The following is a 14,111-nucleotide window of genomic DNA, read 5'->3' as shown; positions in this document are numbered from 1 at the left end:
TGTCTGTCATGGTCATTCCACCCCGCTACTAGCGGCGCTTCGACTTCCGGTCGTCCTTCACGTGACCCCGGAAGGTGCGCGTCGGCGAGAACTCGCCGAGCTTGTGGCCGACCATCGACTCGGTGACAAACACCGGAATGTGGGTCTTGCCGTTGTGCACCGCGATCGTGTGGCCGAGCATGGCCGGGATGATCATCGAGCGACGGGACCAGGTCTTGATGACGTTCTTGGTACCGGCTTCGTTCTGAGCGTCCACCTTCTTTACGAGGTGGCCGTCAACGAAGGGTCCCTTCTTGAGACTGCGCGGCATCTAAACCCGCTCCTAGCGCTTCTTGTTCGTCTTGCGGCGGCGGACGATGTACTTGCTCGAAGCCTTCTTCGGCGAGCGAGTACGACCCTCCTTCTGACCCCACGGGGAGACCGGGTGGCGACCACCGGAGGTCTTGCCCTCACCACCACCGTGCGGGTGGTCAACCGGGTTCATCGCCACACCGCGGACGGTCGGGCGGACGCCCAGCCAGCGCTTACGGCCGGCCTTGCCCCAGTTGATGTTCGACTGCTCGGCGTTGCCGACCTCGCCGATCGTGGCGCGGCAGCGGGCGTCGACGAGACGGATCTCACCGGACGGCATACGAAGGTGGGCCATCGTGCCCTCCTTCGCCAGCAGCTGCACGGAGGCACCAGCGGAGCGCGCGAACTTGGCGCCGCCACCGGGACGGAGCTCGATCGCGTGGATCGTGGTACCGACCGGGATGTTGCGGAGCGCCAGGTTGTTGCCGGGCTTGATGTCAGCGCCGGGGCCGTTCTCGACGCGGTCACCCTGCGTCAGACCCTTGGGGGCGATGATGTAGCGCTTCTCGCCGTCCACGTAGTGGAGCAGCGCGATGCGCGCGGTGCGGTTGGGGTCGTACTCGATGTGAGCGACCTTGGCCGGCACGCCGTCCTTGTCGTGACGACGGAAGTCGATCACGCGGTAGGCACGCTTGTGGCCACCGCCCTGGTGACGGACGGTCACACGACCGGTGTTGTTACGGCCGCCCTTGCTGTGCAGGGGGCGGACCAGCGACTTCTCCGGCGTGGACCGCGTGATCTCGACGAAGTCGGCTACGGAGGAGCCACGGCGGCCCGGCGTAGTCGGCTTGTACTTGCGGATTCCCATTTCTCAGTCCTCGTCCGATTCCGGACGATCCAGACCGCCCTTAGGCGGTCGGACCGCCGAAGATGTCGATACGGTTGCCCTCGGCAAGGGTCACGATGGCGCGCTTGGTGTCCTTGCGCTTGCCGAAACCGGCCTTGGTGCGCTTGCGCTTGCCCTGGCGGTTGATCGTGTTGACCCCGGTGACCTTGACCGAGAAGACCGCCTCGACGGCCTGCTTGATCTGGGTCTTGTTGGAGCCAGGCGCGACGATGAACGTGTACTTGTTCTCGTCCAGCAGTGCGTAGCTCTTCTCCGAGACAACCGGCTTGACGAGAATGTCGCGCGGGTCCGAGAAGGTCTTGCTGGTGACGACGGCCTCAGTCATCAGGCGTCGCTCCCTTCGGTCTCAGCGGTCTGGGGGCCAGACACGAAGGACTCGAGGGCGGCCTGGGTGAAGACCACGTCGTCGGAGACGATCACGTCGTACGTGTTGAGCTGGCCCGGCTCCAGGATGTGCACCTGGGGCAGGTTACGAGCGGACAGCCACGCGGCCTCGTCCGAGCGCTCGGCGACCAGGAGCAGGTTCTTGCGCTCCGAGATCTTGCCGAACAGCGTCTTCGCGGCCTTGGTGGAGATCTCACCCTCGACCACGCCGGAGACGACGTGGATGCGGGAGTGGGTGGCCCGGTCCGACAGGGCACCACGGAGAGCGGCGACCTTCATCTTCTTCGGGGTCCGCTGCGAGTAGTCACGCGGCACGGGACCGTGCACGACGCCACCACCGGCGAACTGCGGGGCGCGGGTCGAACCCTGACGGGCGCGGCCGGTGCCCTTCTGGCGGTAAGGCTTCTTGCCACCACCGCGGACTTCGCCACGGGTCTTGGTCTTGTGCGTGCCCTGACGGGCCGCGGCCAGCTGCGCGACGACGACCTGGTGGATCAGCGGAACGCTGACCTTGGCGCCGAAGATCTCCTCGGGGAGCTCGACGGTCCCGGTCTTGTCGCCTGCCGGCGAAAGGATGTCAATGGTGCTCATCGGTTCCTCAAACCCCCTTGGCCGCAGTGCGGACCAGGACGAGGCCACCGTTAGGGCCGGGGACGGCGCCCTTGATGAGCAGCAGACCCTTCTCGGCGTCAACGGCGTGGACGGTCAGGTTCTGGGTGGTCACACGCTCGTTGCCCATGCGACCCGCCATGCGCATGCCCTTGAAGACACGGCCCGGGGTGGCGCAGCCACCGATGGAACCGGGCTTGCGGTGCACACGGTGGGCACCGTGCGACGCCTTGCCACCACGGAAGTTGTGGCGCTTCATGACACCGGCGAAGCCCTTGCCCTTGCTCTTACCGGTGACGTCGACCTTCACGCCGGCCTCGAAGACCTCGGCGGTGATCTCCTGGCCGAGCGTGTACTCGGAGGCGTCAGCGGTGCGGAGCTCCACCAGGTGGCGGCGCGGGGTGACGTCGGCCTTGGCGAAGTGACCCTTGAGGGGCTTGTTCACCTTGCGAGGGTCGATCTCGCCGAAGGCGATCTGGACCGACTCGTAGCCGTCGATGTCGTTCGTACGGACCTGGGTCACGACATTGGGGCCGGCCTTGACGACGGTCACCGGGACAACCCGGTTGTTCTCGTCCCAGACCTGCGTCATGCCGAGCTTCTCGCCCAGGATGCCCTTGATGTTCTTAGCCATCTCGCGCGCCCTCAGAGCTTGATCTCGATGTCAACGCCCGCCGGGAGGTCGAGACGCATGAGCGAGTCAACCGTCTTCGGCGTGGGGTCGAGGATGTCGATGAGGCGCTTGTGCGTGCGCATCTCGAAGTGCTCGCGCGAGTCCTTGTACTTGTGCGGCGACTTGATGACGCAGTACACGTTCTTCTCAGTGGGCAGCGGCACCGGGCCTGCGACCGACGCACCAGTGCGGGTCACCGTCTCGACGATCTTCTTCGCCGAGGAGTCGATGACCTCGTGGTCGTAGGCCTTGAGCCGGATGCGGATCTTCTGTCCCGCCATGGCTACTAGTAGTCCTTTGTCTCGTAACGCTCTGGAACCCGATCGGCTTCGCTTACTGAAAAGCGTTGTCGTATCTCCGACCCACGCGGTCGGGCGTGTCGCACTCCCTCTACGCAGAAATCCCTGAGGATTTCCCAACCAAGGGGGCACGGTCGCCGTGACCGCAGGCCGGGGGCAAAACACCCACCGGGCGCCTGGTCGGCACCCCGCTGACGCTTCCCAGAAGATTCCCGTACGTCCGCTCCTGAGAAGGAGCGACGAGTACTGTGGGACTCGCTTCCGGTCCTCCCGACGGGAGGCGCGCAGCATCGGCACTCAACCGAGCAACCCCGACAGTCTGCCATACGGGGCCATCCGGCCGCCAATCGGGAGCGAAGACTGTACCCCACGTCACGTACGGCCATGCGCCGGGGCGCACGCGCGGGGGACGGCCGCCCCCCTCCGCCTCACCCCAAGCGCCGTGCCCGCTCGGTGAGATGACGGCGTTCCGGAGCGCTGGTCGTACGGCGTGCCGCCTCCCGGTAGGCCTCCGCCGCGGTCTCCTTCTCACCGAGGAGTTCGAGCAGGTGGGCCCGGGTGGCGAGCAGCCGGTGGTGCCGGGCCAGCCGCTTGTCCCGTGCGAGCTCGTCCAGGAGCGCGAGCCCCGCCGCGGGCCCCTCGACCATCGCGACGGCCACCGCGCGGTTGAGGGTGACCATCGGGTTCGGCCCGGTCCGCTCCAGGAGTTCGTAGAGCGCGAGGATCTGCGGCCAGTCGGTGGCCCCGGAGGTCTCCGCCTCGTCGTGCACGGCCGCGATCGCCGCCTGCAGCTGGTACGGGCCGACCAGGCCCCTGGGCAGGGTGCGGCTGATCAGCTCGACGCCCTCCGCGACGAGCCGGCCGTCCCACCTCCCCCGGTCCTGCTCCGCGAGCGGCACCAGCTCGCCGTGCGGGCCCGTGCGGGCCGGCCTGCGGGCGTCGGTGAGCAGCATCAGGGCGAGGAGTCCTGCCGTCTCGGTGTCCTCGGGCAGCAGCCGGTGGAGCAGCCGCGCGAGCCGGATCGCCTCGGTGGACAGCTCGGGCGCGGTCAGCTCCTCGCCGGCGCTCGCCGTGTAGCCCTCGTTGAAGATCAGGTAGAGCACGTGCCGGACCTCGGCGAGCCGCGCCGTACGGTCCTCCCCCGGCGGAAGCGCGAACGAGCCGCCCACCGCCCTGATCGTCTGCTTGGCCCGGCTGATGCGCTGCGCCATCGTCGCCTCGGGCACCAGGAACGCGGCGGCGATCTGCGCGGTGGTGAGACCGCCGACGGCGCGCAGGGTGAGCGCGATCCGGCTGGGCGGGGACAGCTCCGGGTGGCAGCAGAGGAAGAGCAGCGAGAGCGAGTCGTCCCGGTCGCCGCCGGGTTCCTCGTCCGCGGGGCGGGCCAGGAGCTCGGAGTCCGGGGTGGCCAGGGCCACGGCGTCCTCGCGGCGCCTGCGGGCGGCCTCGCTGCGCACCAGGTCGACGAACCTGCGGGTGGCGACGGTGACCAGCCAGCCGCGCGGGTTGTCGGGGACGCCGTCCGCGGGCCACTGCCGGGCGGCGGCGATCAGCGCCTCCTGGACGGCGTCCTCGCAGAGGTCGAAGGTGCCGTACCGGCGGACGAGCGCGCCGAGGACCTGCGGCGCGTACGTCCGCAGTAGGCCCTCGACCTCGGCGGAGCCGCTCACACGTCCGCCGCGGACTCGTGCAGGACCGGCCACAGCTCGACGGGGTCGGTGTCCGCGAAGGGCATGTCCGCGGCGATCTCCTGGGCCCGCTCCAGGCTGTCGCAGTCCAGCAGGTAGAAGCTGGCCAGGTACTCCTTGGTCTCCAGGTACGGGCCGTCGGTGACCGCCGGGGCGCCGCCCTCACGCCGTACCAGCTGGGCGGCGGCCGCGTCGGCGAGTCCGTACGCGCCGATCAGCTCGCCGCTCTCGCGGTACCTCCTGTTGAAGGCTTCCTGGCGGGCGATCGCCTCGGGCCAGGCCTCGGCGGGGAAGGCGTCCCACTTGGCCTGGTTGCCGTAGATCATCGCGACGTACTTCATGGTGGTCGTCCTCCCCGTTCGCCCGCCCCTGTGGCGCGCTGTCACCCCTCGGTCGGAGCCGACGGCCCGTCCTCGACATGATCCCCAGCGATTTTCGAAGATCGCTTCCCGAAGGCCGAATCCTGCCAGGCGGGGATCGGTCCGCACACAACCACCGGCATCGAACATCCGTCTTACCTGGGACCGCACTACCCAGGGGACGGACCGCGCACGTGACCACAGCACCCCGCCGGCGAGCGGTTCTCGCCGCCGCCCTCGGCGTCACCTCGGCCGTCGCCGGGTGTTCCGTGCCGGAGCCGCGCAGGGCCGCGCCGACCGTCGACCCCGCGCCCGGCAAGCCGATCGCCTCCGCGCGGACCCGGCGGGCGCTGCTCCTGCAGGTCGCCGCGCACCCCGACGACGACCTGTACTTCATGAACCCGGACACCCAGCGCCTCCTCGACGCCGGGGTCCCGCTCGTCTCCGTGTACGTGACCGCCGGCGAGCACACCGGCCGGAACCGGATCAAGGGGATGCCGGACACTCCCCCGGACCGCGCCGCCTACTCCTCGGCACGCCACCAGGGTCTGCGCCAGTCGTACGCGGCGGCGCTCGGCCTGCCGATGTTCACGCCCTGGCGGCGCGAGACGCTCACGCTCCCCGGCGGCCGGCGGGCCGAGATCGACACCCTCGTCCACGGCCGGAACCGCGTCGAGCTGGTCTTCCTCAACCTGCCCATGCACACGAACCGGCGCTACATGGCCCTGCCGGCCCTCTGGCACGACCGCGCCCTGGAGCTGCGGACCCATCTGTCGGCCGGCTCGCCCGTCACCCGCTCGGACACCTACGACTACGACCAGCTGGTCGGCGTCCTCGTCGGACTGCTCGCCCGCTACCGGCCCACCGTCGTGCACACCCTGGACCCCGACCCGGACATCCAGCTCAGCGACGAGGCCACCCGCAACCGGGACTCGGAACAGCCCGGCTACTCGGACCACGGCGACCACACGGCCGTCGCCTCGTTCACCTGGGCCGCGCTGAGCCGCTGGGTCTCGGACGCGGTCCGGGACGGCGAACCGATACCCGCGTTCACGACGACCGCCTTCCGCGGCTACTACAACCGGCACTGGCCGAAGAACCTCCCGCCCCAGGTGCTCAAGGAGAAGGCCGCCCGCCTCGTCCCGTACGGCGGCGACCCCTCCTGGGAGTGCGGCAACCCCTCGGGCTGCGGCGACTACGGCGTCGGCGGCGAACGGCCGCTCACCAACCGCAAGGGCTGGGTCCGCTCCACCCACCACCGCTGGCCCACCGCCGGCCCGGCGCTCGCCGAGCTGCCGGACGGCCGCCTCGCCGCGTACGGGGTGCTCGGCCTGCGCGCGGTCCGCTGGCAGGAGACGACGCCCGGCGTCTGGGGCGAGCCGACGGACCTCGGCGGCGGCCCGCTCGCCCCCGCGCTCGGCTCGGCGGTGCTCGGCGACGGCCGGGTGCTGCTCTTCGGGGTGCGGTTCTCCGCGATCGACGGCCACGGCGGGCGGAACCGGCGCGAGCTGGTGCTCCTGGAGCAGCGCTCTCCCGGCGGCCCTTTCCTGGCCTGGCGCGGGCTCGGGAACCCGGAGCGCACGGACGACCGGGGGCGCCGGGTCGGTGCGCCGGTGGCCGTCGCGGCGCCCGACGGCCGGGTCCACCTCTTCGTACGGAACGCGGACAAGAACGTCTCGACCCGGGTGCGGGCGGCGGACGGCTCCTGGGGCCCGTGGCGGACGCTCCCGGGGGCGGCGGAGGTCCAGGACGGACTCGCCGTGTCGCTCGACGCGACGGGCCGGGTGCACCTCCACGCGGCGGGGCGGGAGTCCGTACGGCACTGGGTGGACGGGATCGAGCGGACGGAGCCGCTGCCGCTCTCCGGATCCACGGTGGCGTCGGCCGGCGGGGCCCTCTACTACCGGCGCCCGGCGGCCGGGGAACTCCTCGGGCCCGGCGGCGACGCCGGCCTGGACGGGTACGGGGGTGTGGTCGCCGCGCGCTCCGCGACCCTGGGGACCGTGCTCCTGGGCACGGATCAGGACGGCCGGGTGCGGGTGCGGGCCGGGAACCGGACGCGGACCCGTACGACGGGGGCGCCGGCGGTGTCGGCGGCGCTGCACCTGCGCGCGGACGGGGCGACCGTGGTGGGCCTCGGCGCGGACGGGCACCCGTGGAGCTGGCGGCCGTAACCACTCCGGACATGCGAGGGAATGCGAGAAGGCCCCGCACCGAACGGTGCGGGGCCTTCTGCTGCAGCTCGTGGAGCTACCAGGTCAGATCAACGATCAGGCGTTGATCTTGACGACCTGGCCGGCGCCGACGGTCCGGCCACCCTCACGGATGGCGAACTTGAGGCCCTCCTCCATGGCGACGGGCTGGATCAGCTCGACGGTCATGGAGGTGTTGTCGCCCGGCATGACCATCTCGGTGCCCTCGGGGAGGGTCACGACGCCGGTCACGTCCGTGGTACGGAAGTAGAACTGCGGGCGGTAGTTGTTGAAGAACGGGGTGTGACGGCCACCCTCGTCCTTCGACAGGATGTAGGCCTGGGCCTCGAAGCTGGTGTGCGGCGTGACCGAACCCGGCTTGATGATGACCTGGCCGCGCTCGACGTCCTCGCGCTTGATGCCACGGAGGAGCAGACCGACGTTCTCACCGGCCTGGCCCTCGTCGAGCAGCTTGCGGAACATCTCGATGCCCGTGACCGTGGTGGTGGTCTTCTCGGTCTTGATGCCGATGATGTCGACGGTCTCGTTGACCTTGAGGACACCACGCTCGATACGACCGGTGACGACGGTGCCACGACCGGTGATCGTGAAGACGTCCTCGATCGGCATCAGGAACGGCTTGTCGACGTCACGCTCGGGCTGCGGGATGGACTCGTCCACCGCGTGCATGAGGCCGAGGAGCTTCTCGCCCCACTCCTTGTCGCCCTCAAGGGCCTTGAGCGCCGAGACACGGACGACCGGAAGGTCGTCGCCCGGGAACTCGTACTCGGAGAGGAGCTCACGGACCTCGAGCTCGACGAGCTCCAGGATCTCCTCGTCGTCCACCATGTCGGCCTTGTTCAGGGCGACGACGATGTACGGAACGCCGACCTGGCGGGCCAGGAGCACGTGCTCCTTGGTCTGCGGCATCGGGCCGTCGGTGGCGGCAACCACGAGGATCGCGCCGTCCATCTGCGCGGCACCCGTGATCATGTTCTTGATGTAGTCAGCGTGACCCGGGCAGTCGACGTGCGCGTAGTGACGCGACTCCGTCTGGTACTCGACGTGCGCGATCGAGATCGTGATACCGCGCTGGCGCTCCTCGGGAGCCTTGTCGATCTGGTCGAAGGCCGAGGCCTCGTTCAGGTCCGGGTACGCGTCGTGCAGCACCTTGGTAATGGCGGCCGTGAGGGTCGTCTTACCGTGGTCAATGTGACCGATGGTGCCGATGTTGACGTGCGGCTTAGTCCGCTCGAACTTTGCCTTCGCCACTGAATCCTCCTGCGGAGTGGTTCTGTACGCCTTGCTCATCGGCGCCAGGTGATCTTTGCTGGGATGCCATCCGCCGGGACCCGAACCCTCGGGTTTCGGGAGCTGAGCCCCGGCGACTGGTGTCAAGCCTAAAGCGTGAACTCGGAAGAGTTACTCGCCCTTGGCCTTCGCGATGATCTCCTCGGCGACGTTCCGCGGAACCTCGGCGTAGGAGTCGAACTGCATCGAGTAGCTTGCGCGACCCGAGGTCTTGCTGCGGAGGTCGCCGACGTAGCCGAACATCTCCGACAGGGGCACGAGGCCCCGCACGACGCGAGCGCCGCTGCGCTCCTCCATGGCCTGAATCTGGCCACGGCGGGAGTTGATGTCGCCGATGACCTCACCCATGTAGTCCTCGGGCGTGACGACCTCAACGGCCATCATCGGCTCAAGGATGACGGGCGAAGCCTTGCGCGCGGCCTCCTTGAAGGCCTGCGAACCGGCGATCTTGAACGCGAGCTCGGAGGAGTCGACCTCGTGGTAGCCACCGTCGAGAAGGATGACGCGGACGCCAGTCATCTCGTAGCCGGCCAGGATGCCGAACTGCATGGCCTCCTGCGCACCCGCGTCGACCGAAGGGATGTACTCCTTCGGGATGCGGCCACCGGTGACCTTGTTCACGAACTCGTAGGAGGCGTCGCCACCCTCGATGGGCTCGATCGCGATCTGCACCTTGGCGAACTGACCGGTACCACCGGTCTGCTTCTTGTGGGTGTAGTCCACGCGCTCGACGGCCTTGCGGATCGTCTCGCGGTACGCGACCTGCGGCTTGCCGACGTTCGCCTCGACCTTGAACTCGCGACGCATACGGTCGACGAGGATGTCGAGGTGAAGCTCGCCCATACCACCGATGATGGTCTGGCCGGTCTCCTCGTCCGAGTGCACCTGGAAGGAGGGGTCCTCCTCCGCGAGACGCTGGATGGCGACACCCAGCTTCTCCTGGTCACCCTTGGACTTGGGCTCGATGGCGACCTGAATGACCGGCGCCGGGAAGTCCATGGACTCCAGGATGACCGGGTTCTTGTCGTCACACAGCGTCTCACCGGTAGTGGTCTGCTTGAGGCCCATGACGGCGACGATGTCGCCGGCGCCCACCGAGTCGATCTCCTCACGCTTGTTCGCGTGCATGCGGTAGATCTTGCCGATGCGCTCCTTCTTGCCCTTGACGGAGTTCAGCACCGCGGTGCCGGCCTCCAGGCGACCGGAGTAGATCCGGACGAAGGTGAGCTTGCCGAGGTGCGGGTCGCTCGCGATCTTGAACGCGAGGGCCGACAGCGGCTCGTCGTCGGACGGCTTGCGCTTGACGACCAGCTCGGCGTCCTTGACGTCGTGGCCCTCGATGGCCTCGACGTCCAGGGGGGACGGCAGGTAACGGACGACAGCGTCGAGCAGGGGCTGAACGCCCTTGTTCTTGAACGCGGTGCCACAGAAGACGGGGGTGACCGTCTTCTCGCCGTTGCCCTTGCCGGAAGCGATGGTGATGCGACGGACAGCCGCGTACAGCTGCTCCTCGGTGGGCTCGACGCCCTCGAGGAAGAGCTCCATGAGCTCCTCGTCGTTCTCCGCGACGGTCTCGACCAGCTTCGCGCGCCATTCCTCGGCGAGCTCCGTGTGCGAGGCCGGGATGTCGACGACGTCGTACATCTCGCCCTTGCTGGCCTCGGCGGACCAGACAAGCGCCTTCATGCGGACCAGGTCGACAACGCCCTGGAAGTCCATCTCGGCACCGATGGGGAGCTGCATGACGATCGGGACGGCGCCGAGGCGGTCCACGATCATGTCGACGCAGCGGAGGAACTCGGCGCCCGTACGGTCGAGCTTGTTGACGAAGCAGATACGCGGCACGCCGTAGCGGTCCGCCTGACGCCAGACAGTCTCGGACTGGGGCTCGACGCCGGCCACACCGTCGAACACGGTGACAGCACCGTCGAGCACGCGCAGCGAACGCTCCACCTCGACGGTGAAGTCGACGTGACCCGGCGTGTCGATGATGTTGATCGTGTGATCGACATTCTCGAGCGGCCAGTGGCAGGTCGTCGCGGCAGACGTGATCGTGATGCCGCGCTCCTGCTCCTGCTCCATCCAGTCCATCGTGGCAGCGCCGTCGTGGACTTCACCGATCTTGTACGAGACACCGGTGTAGAACAGGATCCGCTCGGTGGTGGTCGTCTTGCCCGCGTCGATGTGAGCCATGATGCCGATGTTGCGCACCTTGGCAAGGTCAAGCGAAGTGGTAGCCATATCGGCTCAGTCTTCTCTCGGTCTCGATGTGGGTTGCGACTACCAGCGGTAGTGCGCGAAGGCCTTGTTGGACTCGGCCATCTTGTGCGTGTCCTCACGCTTCTTGACGGCCGCACCGAGGCCGTTCGAGGCGTCGAGGAGCTCGTTCATGAGGCGCTCGGTCATGGTCTTCTCGCGACGGGCGCGGGAGTAACCGACGAGCCAGCGGAGGGCCAGCGTGGACGCGCGGCCCGGCTTGACCTCGATCGGCACCTGGTAGGTGGCGCCACCGACACGGCGGGACTTGACCTCGAGGGCCGGCTTGACGTTCTCGAGAGCGCGCTTCAGCGTGATGACCGGGTCCTGGCCGGTCTTCTCACGAAGACCCTCCATGGCGCCGTACACGATGCGCTCGGCGGTGGAACGCTTGCCGTCCAGCAGGATCTTGTTGATCAGCGAGGTGACAAGAGGAGAGCTGTAGACCGGGTCGATGATGACCGGGCGCTTCGGGGCGGGGCCCTTACGAGGCATTCTTACTTCTCCTTCTTGGCGCCGTAGCGGCTGCGAGCCTGCTTACGGTTCTTGACGCCCTGCGTGTCGAGGGAACCGCGGATGATCTTGTAGCGAACACCCGGCAGGTCCTTCACACGGCCACCACGCACGAGCACGATGGAGTGCTCCTGCAGGTTGTGACCCTCACCCGGGATGTAGGCCGTGACCTCGATGCCGGAGGTCAGACGCACACGCGCGACCTTACGGAGGGCCGAGTTCGGCTTCTTCGGGGTGGTCGTGAACACACGCGTGCAGACGCCGCGACGCTGAGGGGAACCCTCGAGTGCGGGCGTCTTGTTCTTCTCGACCTTGTCCTGCCGGCCCTTCCGGACCAGCTGCTGGATCGTAGGCACTACTTCTCCGGTTTCTGTGTGCCGTCGGTGAAACTAACCTGGAACATTCGCCGACCCACGCGGTCGGGTGTGTCGAATCTCGCGGACCCCTCCACCAAGGCGGAAAAGGCGCGGATCACGGTGGCCGATATATGACTCGCCTTGCGGTTGAGGACACGCACGCGAGCCCAGGCACACCCCAGGCACAAGGCTTGAGCGTACCTATCGCATGGACTCCGGTCAAAACAAATGCCCACGCGCACGTGGTCCCGGCCGGGGAAGGCCGGGACCAGGCAAGATCGCCGCGGACCGGGGGCCGGCCCGGGGCGGGACCGGGGTCAGTCCCGGGCTGTGCGGCGGGGTTCGGGGGCCTCGGCGGGCCCTTCCGCCTCCGTGTCGGGCTCCAGGAACTGGTTCACGACCTTGACGAAGACGCCCATGCGGTCGTCGGGGACCCCGAGCCAGCGCGCGAAGTCCTCCATCGACGGCTGCCAGTCGCTCGGCGGCAGCAGATCCGCCGCCATCGGGAGCTCCTCCGGGCTCACGCGGCCGGACCGGATCAGCATGTCGCGGACCGAGACCCCGAGCAGCGGGGCGATCCTGCGCATGGTCTCCAGGTCGGGCATGCTCTGCCGCTGCAGCAGGCGCGTCACGGCGGCCCGGTGCACCCCGGCCTCGTCCGCGATCCGGGACTTGCCGCCGCCGCGCGGGCTGTCGATGTCGTAGCCGCGCTGTCGCATCAGCCCTTCGACCCAGCCTGCGAACTCATCCAGCCCACGAGTGGTCATGTACAGCTCCTCACTCCACTCCTCCAGGCACCCAACTCTAGCGTGCTTGCGCGCACAGAATTACTTGGTTTCGGGTACGCAACGTGTCGAAACGGTGAAGGCAACCTCGGGGGTGCCCTCAAATTTGTTGCGCGCCCGCACGCAACATGTAAGTCTGGCTCGCCGCCGCACTCGTCGGCCCCCCGAGCCCCAACGGCCCCATCGGTCCCATGGGTTCGGGGAGCCCCGGACCGTGGAGAACCTCTTGTTCCAGCCCGACCCCACCCCTTGGCAGGCCGACGCCGCGTGCGCCGACCTCTCCCCGTCCGTCGTCTTCGCCCGCCGCGCCAAGGAGGCGGCCCCGGCGCTGCGCGCCTGCGCCGGCTGCCCCGTCCGCCGCGAGTGCGAGACGGCGGTGGCCCCCGCCGAGAGCTACTTCGACGGCGTCTGCGCCGGCCGCCTCTGGCGCAACGGGCGTCCGGCGGACGCGGCCCGCGTGGCCAAGGCGGTCGCCCTCGCCCCGACACTCACCCGGAGCGGCCGCCGTGGCTGACCGCACGCCCCCCACCGCAGCCGTCGAGCCCGTGCTGCGCGACATCGCGCTCTGGACCGCCTCCCTCGTACGCCAGTTCCCCGAGCTCGCCGAGGAGCTCGCGCCCGGCCGCCGCGGCCCCGCCGGGAGCGCCCCGGCCCCCTCCCCCGCCGGCCGTGACGAGCAGATCCGCGAGGAGCGCCGTGAGGCGCTGCTCCTCCAGCAGCGGCACGGTCTCTCCGTCCCCGGTCACGGCGCCGCCCCGATCCGGCTGCACGTCTCCGACGCGATCCGCGACATCACCGACGGGGTGGTGGAGCTGGAGGAGGCCGTGTGCGCCCGGCTCGCGCTGCCCAGGCCGCCGCGCGCCGGGGTGACCGCCCGGCTCCGCCGGGTCGTGGGGTTGCTCGACGCGATCGCAGCCGACCCGGACCTCGCCCGGCACGTACGGGACGAGATCCGCCGGATGGCCCGGCGCTGCGCCCGGACGCTCGGTGACGCGGAGACGGTCGTACGGGTGTCGGGCCGCTGCCCCTGGTGCGACTCGGTGTCGCTGCGGGCCTTCCCCGACCGGCGCGCGGTGCTCTGTGTGAACCCGGCCTGTGTGTGCGTGGACGCGGCGTGCGGCTGCCAGGACGATCCCGCCTACCGGCATCTGTGGCCGGAGCGGGAGTGGGCGGAGCTCGCGGCCGCCGCCGGAGCCCGTACCGAGGAGATCGAGGCGGCGATGGACACGGCCACCGCACCGGGCGGCGACCCGAAGGAGACCTCATGCTGAGCTCGCCCGCCCTGCCGGCCCTGATCCCCGGGCCGCTCGCCGCCGAGGAGGCCGGGGTCGCCCCCGCGACCATCCGCAAGTGGGTCCAGCTCGGCCATCTGCGGGCCGCCGGGAAGGCGGGCCGGGCGCAGCTCTTCCGCCTGGAGGACGTGTTCGCCGCCGAGCGGGTGGCCCGCCGCCGTCCGCGTACCGCCTGACTCCCCGTCGTACGAGAAGG

Annotated in this window: 17 protein-coding genes; 4 read left to right on the top strand and 13 right to left on the bottom strand. The window is 69.2% G+C overall.

Annotation, left to right across the window (positions count from 1 at the left end; genetic code table 11):
- Window positions 1-28: 28 nt before the first annotated feature.
- The 8 genes from rpsS to ACIP8Z_RS18965 all read right to left on the bottom strand — a co-directional run bounded on the left by rpsS (window position 29) and on the right by ACIP8Z_RS18965 (window position 5,192).
- Entirely contained in the window at window positions 29-310 is a 282-nt protein-coding gene (gene rpsS, locus ACIP8Z_RS19000) for a 30S ribosomal protein S19 (protein ID WP_015035577.1), read from the bottom strand.
- 12 nt (window positions 311-322) lie between these two features.
- Window positions 323-1,159: a 50S ribosomal protein L2 gene (gene rplB / locus ACIP8Z_RS18995; RefSeq protein ID WP_055598863.1), complete on the bottom strand. Its 837-nt coding sequence runs from the start codon at window positions 1,157-1,159 to the stop codon at window positions 323-325.
- Between the two features lie 40 nt (window positions 1,160-1,199).
- Entirely contained in the window at window positions 1,200-1,523 is a 324-nt protein-coding gene (rplW, locus tag ACIP8Z_RS18990; RefSeq protein ID WP_024755407.1) for a 50S ribosomal protein L23, read from the bottom strand.
- Window positions 1,523-2,173: a 50S ribosomal protein L4 gene (gene rplD / locus ACIP8Z_RS18985; RefSeq protein WP_030318655.1), complete on the bottom strand. Its 651-nt coding sequence runs from the start codon at window positions 2,171-2,173 to the stop codon at window positions 1,523-1,525. Before rplD ends, rplW begins: the two co-directional genes overlap by 1 nt.
- A 7-nt stretch (window positions 2,174-2,180) precedes the next feature.
- Entirely contained in the window at window positions 2,181-2,825 is a 645-nt protein-coding gene (gene rplC, locus ACIP8Z_RS18980) for a 50S ribosomal protein L3 (RefSeq protein ID WP_041664123.1), read from the bottom strand.
- 11 nt (window positions 2,826-2,836) lie between these two features.
- Window positions 2,837-3,145, bottom strand: coding sequence for a 30S ribosomal protein S10 (gene rpsJ, locus ACIP8Z_RS18975; RefSeq protein WP_003948644.1), 309 nt, complete (start codon window positions 3,143-3,145; stop codon window positions 2,837-2,839).
- A 446-nt stretch (window positions 3,146-3,591) separates the two neighbouring features.
- Window positions 3,592-4,833 (bottom strand): RNA polymerase sigma factor, encoded by a 1,242-nt coding sequence (locus tag ACIP8Z_RS18970; RefSeq protein ID WP_402084755.1) that lies wholly within the window; start codon window positions 4,831-4,833, stop codon window positions 3,592-3,594.
- Window positions 4,830-5,192 (bottom strand): YciI family protein, encoded by a 363-nt coding sequence (locus tag ACIP8Z_RS18965; protein ID WP_319310658.1) that lies wholly within the window; start codon window positions 5,190-5,192, stop codon window positions 4,830-4,832. Before ACIP8Z_RS18965 ends, ACIP8Z_RS18970 begins: the two co-directional genes overlap by 4 nt.
- 212 nt (window positions 5,193-5,404) lie before the next feature.
- Here ACIP8Z_RS18965 and ACIP8Z_RS18960 point away from each other — a divergent pair, with 212 nt between their 5' ends.
- Window positions 5,405-7,384, top strand: coding sequence for a PIG-L family deacetylase (locus ACIP8Z_RS18960; protein ID WP_402084753.1), 1,980 nt, complete (start codon window positions 5,405-5,407; stop codon window positions 7,382-7,384).
- Between the two features lie 96 nt (window positions 7,385-7,480).
- On the opposite strand, the gene tuf is transcribed toward ACIP8Z_RS18960, so the two are convergent.
- From tuf to ACIP8Z_RS18935, 5 genes are all read right to left on the bottom strand, one after another.
- Window positions 7,481-8,674 (bottom strand): elongation factor Tu, encoded by a 1,194-nt coding sequence (tuf, locus tag ACIP8Z_RS18955; protein ID WP_055598867.1) that lies wholly within the window; start codon window positions 8,672-8,674, stop codon window positions 7,481-7,483.
- A 150-nt stretch (window positions 8,675-8,824) separates the two neighbouring features.
- The gene (gene fusA / locus ACIP8Z_RS18950) at window positions 8,825-10,954 is read right to left on the bottom strand and encodes an elongation factor G (protein WP_055598868.1); all 2,130 of its coding nucleotides are present in this window, start codon (window positions 10,952-10,954) and stop codon (window positions 8,825-8,827) included.
- A 39-nt stretch (window positions 10,955-10,993) separates the two neighbouring features.
- Entirely contained in the window at window positions 10,994-11,464 is a 471-nt protein-coding gene (gene rpsG / locus ACIP8Z_RS18945; RefSeq protein ID WP_015035567.1) for a 30S ribosomal protein S7, read from the bottom strand.
- A gap of 2 nt (window positions 11,465-11,466) precedes the next feature.
- Complete coding sequence (rpsL, locus tag ACIP8Z_RS18940; protein WP_003948652.1) at window positions 11,467-11,838, bottom strand: 30S ribosomal protein S12; 372 nt, start codon at window positions 11,836-11,838, stop codon at window positions 11,467-11,469.
- 317 nt (window positions 11,839-12,155) lie between these two features.
- On the bottom strand, window positions 12,156-12,605 hold the full coding sequence (locus ACIP8Z_RS18935) for a helix-turn-helix transcriptional regulator (protein ID WP_266968353.1): 450 nt from the start codon (window positions 12,603-12,605) through the stop codon (window positions 12,156-12,158).
- A 232-nt stretch (window positions 12,606-12,837) separates the two neighbouring features.
- Between ACIP8Z_RS18935 and ACIP8Z_RS18930 the strand changes: the two genes are divergently transcribed.
- The 3 genes from ACIP8Z_RS18930 to ACIP8Z_RS18920 are packed head-to-tail and all read left to right on the top strand — an operon-like array spanning window position 12,838 to window position 14,091.
- Window positions 12,838-13,137, top strand: a complete 300-nt coding sequence (locus tag ACIP8Z_RS18930; protein ID WP_073911871.1) for a WhiB family transcriptional regulator — start codon at window positions 12,838-12,840, stop codon at window positions 13,135-13,137.
- Entirely contained in the window at window positions 13,130-13,894 is a 765-nt protein-coding gene (locus ACIP8Z_RS18925; RefSeq protein ID WP_402084748.1) for a hypothetical protein, read from the top strand. The genes ACIP8Z_RS18930 and ACIP8Z_RS18925 overlap by 8 nt, the downstream gene beginning before the upstream one ends.
- Complete coding sequence (locus ACIP8Z_RS18920) at window positions 13,888-14,091, top strand: hypothetical protein (RefSeq protein ID WP_030318670.1); 204 nt, start codon at window positions 13,888-13,890, stop codon at window positions 14,089-14,091. Before ACIP8Z_RS18925 ends, ACIP8Z_RS18920 begins: the two co-directional genes overlap by 7 nt.
- Window positions 14,092-14,111: the final 20 nt, after the last annotated feature.

The organism is Streptomyces sp. NPDC088553 (assembly GCF_044752965.1).
In the GTDB taxonomy this organism is placed as follows: Bacteria; Actinomycetota; Actinomycetes; order Streptomycetales; family Streptomycetaceae; genus Streptomyces.
Note: the sequence above shows the minus strand (reverse complement) of the source record. Positions and strands in the feature narration are given on the sequence as shown.

What these genes read in the sequence shown, in the direction of transcription:
- rpsS (WP_015035577.1), bottom strand. Translation starts at nt 310, where the DNA reads ATGCCGCGCAGTCTCAAGAAGGGACCCTTCGTTGACGGCCACCTCGTA.
- rplB (WP_055598863.1), bottom strand. Translation starts at nt 1,159, where the DNA reads ATGGGAATCCGCAAGTACAAGCCGACTACGCCGGGCCGCCGTGGCTCC.
- rplW (WP_024755407.1), bottom strand. Translation starts at nt 1,523, where the DNA reads ATGACTGAGGCCGTCGTCACCAGCAAGACCTTCTCGGACCCGCGCGAC.
- rplD (WP_030318655.1), bottom strand. Translation starts at nt 2,173, where the DNA reads ATGAGCACCATTGACATCCTTTCGCCGGCAGGCGACAAGACCGGGACC.
- rplC (WP_041664123.1), bottom strand. Translation starts at nt 2,825, where the DNA reads ATGGCTAAGAACATCAAGGGCATCCTGGGCGAGAAGCTCGGCATGACG.
- rpsJ (WP_003948644.1), bottom strand. Translation starts at nt 3,145, where the DNA reads ATGGCGGGACAGAAGATCCGCATCCGGCTCAAGGCCTACGACCACGAG.
- ACIP8Z_RS18965 (WP_319310658.1), bottom strand. Translation starts at nt 5,192, where the DNA reads ATGAAGTACGTCGCGATGATCTACGGCAACCAGGCCAAGTGGGACGCC.
- fusA (WP_055598868.1), bottom strand. Translation starts at nt 10,954, where the DNA reads ATGGCTACCACTTCGCTTGACCTTGCCAAGGTGCGCAACATCGGCATC.
- rpsG (WP_015035567.1), bottom strand. Translation starts at nt 11,464, where the DNA reads ATGCCTCGTAAGGGCCCCGCCCCGAAGCGCCCGGTCATCATCGACCCG.
- ACIP8Z_RS18935 (WP_266968353.1), bottom strand. Translation starts at nt 12,605, where the DNA reads ATGACCACTCGTGGGCTGGATGAGTTCGCAGGCTGGGTCGAAGGGCTG.
- ACIP8Z_RS18920 (WP_030318670.1), top strand. Translation starts at nt 13,888, where the DNA reads ATGCTGAGCTCGCCCGCCCTGCCGGCCCTGATCCCCGGGCCGCTCGCC.